The following is a 3,076-nucleotide window of genomic DNA, read 5'->3' as shown; positions in this document are numbered from 1 at the left end:
ACGCCACCCACCGCACCCGCGACCATCCCCAAGACCGCGCGACGGCCCACATGTGCCCCGTTCCCCATGGCTTCCCCTTCGATCGGCGGTGTCGCCCCAACCTCCTTCACGGGGTGGGGAGAAGGCCATGGGGAGAACCCCCGGACGGGCGCTGGCGCCGTCCCCACCCCGGTGGGGTCGGTCAGGGCAGGAGCTCGACGTACCCGTCGGTTCCGTGCACGCGGATCCGCTGCCCGTCCCGGATCAGCCGGGTGGCCCCCTCCACGCCCACCACGGCCGGCAGGCCGTACTCGCGGGCGATCACCGCGCCGTGGGTCATCAGGCCGCCCACCTCCGTCACCAGGCCCGCGATGCCGACGAACAGCGGCGACCAGCTGGGGTCCGTGTGAGCCGTGACCAGGATGTCGCCCGCTTCGAGACCGGCCTTCGCCATGTCGAGGATGACGCGGGCCCTTCCCTCGACGGTCCCGGCGGAGACCGGCAGGCCGATCAGGGCGCCGGCCGGCACGTCGTCGCGCCGGTACGCCCCGGTGAGGGCCTCGCCGTCCGAGGTGAGGACCCGGGGCGGCGTGAGCGCGTGGTAGGACCGGAACGCGTCCTTGCGCCGCTGGATGAGCCGGTCATCCGCCCGGTTCGAGCGCACGACGTCGTGGAGTTCCTGGAACGTGAGGTAGTAGATGTCCTCCCTCTGCGACAGCACGTCGGCCTGCACGAGGCGTCCGGCCTCCTCCAGCAGGGCCCGCTTGTAGAGGAAGTAGCGGCTGACGATGCCGTACTTCGGGTACTCCCGGTACCCGATGAAGGTGCGGACCCGGTCGATCATCCGCCGGGTCTCGTCGGCTTTCCGGTCCCCGTCCGGCAGGGCCCGCAGGCGGGACAGCACGTCCCGTTCCTTCTCCCGCGCCTTCCGCCGCCCCTGCTCGAAGCGCCGCTCGGCGGCGCCCGGCCCGAAGTTCCTGACGTTGTCGAGGATCAGGGGCACGAGCGTGGTGGGGCGCTCGCGCCACCGTGGCCTGGTGATGTCGATCTCGCCGACGCAGCGCATGCCGTACCGGTCGAGGTAGGTCTCGACGGCCTCGCGCGCCGCGGTCCCGCCCGGGAGCTTCGCCAGCTCGTCCAGGAAGTCCTCGTTCCCGGCGCCCTCGTTCCGGGCGCCCTCGTTCCCGGCGCCGGCCTCCAGGAACGCCACCACCTCGGGCAGCGGGCGGATCACGTCCGCGACGTCGAGCAGCGCCAGTCCCATCTCCGAGGTGACGTTGTCGGGGGCGGACAGCGTGAGCGTGTCGGCCGCGTTCTTCTCGCCCAGCCACTCCCGCAGCGTGTCGTTGAGCCACCACGTGGCCTCCATCCCCGCCGTGATCGCCTGAAGGCTCAGCGGATCACCGAGGACCCGCTTGTGCTCCTCGAAGGCCCCCAGCAGGAAGTCGAACAGCGCCGGTCCGCTCTTCGTCCGGATGGCGCGCTCCAGGGCGGCGATGGACGCCCGGCTGCGCTCGATCAGCTCGGTGACGATGGCCGGATCGGCCTCGATCGGGGCGGACGCGCCGCCGGCCGGTGGCCCGCCGGGAGGGGGATCCGCGTCCGGGAGCGACGGAACGAAATCCCCGCGGTCGAGGACGGTCTCCAGCGCGTCCCTGATCAGCGGATCGCCTCTTCCCAGGGCGTCCAGGAGGCCGGTGCGGCTCGCAGGCGAGGCCAGGCGCCGGGTGACGTCGACGAACAGCCTCCCGCCGGCCTCGTGCATCGGCACCATGGCCGTCAGCCGCCACACGGAGAGCCCCAGGGGCTTCATGGGGTCGGTCATCATCTGCCCATGGCCGACGGAGACGTAGACGTGGTTTTCCTGGTCGCCGCTCTCCGGGATGGGGAACAGCGTCGTGATCGGCCGGCTCTGAACGATTCGGAAGTCGTCGTCGACCAGGCACCATTCGATGTCCTGCGGGCGGCCGAAGTGGGCCTCGATCCGCCGCCCGAGCCGCACGAGCCGCAGGACCTGCTCATCCGTCAGCGACGGCTGCTCCCGCCGCCGCGGATCGATCTCCACCTCCCGCGTGCCGCCGGCCGGCAGGGCCCGAACGGCACGCTGCTTGGCGGCGATCGCCCTGGCGACGACCTCGCCGTCTCGCACCGTGAAGACGTCCGGGTTCACCAGGCCGGAGACCAGGGCCTCGCCGAGGCCGAAGCCGGCGTCCACGGTGGCGACCGTGCGGTCGCCACCGACGGGGTCGGCCGTGAACAGGACGCCGGCCGCGTGCGGGAAGACCATCCGCTGCACGACCACCGCCATCTGGACGGTGCGGTGGTCGATGCCGTTGCGCCGGCGGTAGATCACGGCCCGCTCGGTGAACAGCGAGGCCCAGCACCGGCTGATGTGCGTGAGGATCGCCGCCGGCCCCATGACGTTCAGGTAGGTGTCCTGCTGGCCGGCGAAGGAGGCCGTCGGCAGGTCCTCCGCCGTCGCGCTGGAGCGGACGGCGTAGGCGGCTCGCTCGCCGAACCGGGCGAGCGCGCCGGTGATCTCCGCCGCCAGATCGCCCGGGATGGCGATCCCCTCGATGGTCCGGCGCATCCGCGCGCTGAGCGCGCGGATCGCCTCCCGGTCGTCCGGGTCCACGCGCGACAGCTGATCGAGCCGATCATCGATCGACGGCGCCTCCGCCATGATTCGCCGGAAGGCATCCGTCGTCACGCAGAAGCCCCCCGGCACGCGGATGCCCTCGATTCGCGACAGCCCGCCCAGGTGCGCCGCCTTGCCGCCCACGACCGCGCCCCGGGTCTCGTCGATCTCCTGGAGATCCCACACATACCGCTCGGTCATCGCGACGCCTCCGACGCGTCCGGCCGGCCGTTCCGCCTTCCCGGGTGCTGCGCACCCACCCCTGTTCCGACGTCACCGCGTCCCCCGTACGTCGATACCCGCACACGCACGCCGTGCCTCATTTCCGCAGGTTGTGGCCTCGGCCGACGATTCTGCGCCACGACCCGGGGCTTGCCGCAAGCCCCCCCGTGCGCTATACGTTGAGAGAGGCAAGGAGAGAGAGCTCTCCTTGCCTTTGTCGTGCCCCCACCCTCACCC

At 71.9% G+C, this 3,076-nt stretch carries 1 protein-coding gene; it reads right to left on the bottom strand.

Annotation, left to right across the window (positions count from 1 at the left end; all coding sequences use genetic code 11):
* Positions 1-181: 181 nt before the first annotated feature.
* Positions 182-2,818, bottom strand: a complete 2,637-nt coding sequence (gene rph, locus ADY01_RS34490) for a rifamycin-inactivating phosphotransferase (RefSeq protein ID WP_049580724.1) — start codon at positions 2,816-2,818, stop codon at positions 182-184.
* Between the last annotated feature and the right edge of the window lie 258 nt (positions 2,819-3,076).

The organism is Streptomyces sp. SBT349 (assembly GCF_001083795.1).
Taxonomy (GTDB): Bacteria; Actinomycetota; Actinomycetes; order Streptomycetales; family Streptomycetaceae; genus Streptomyces.
This window is presented reverse-complemented; position numbering and strand designations above follow the sequence as displayed.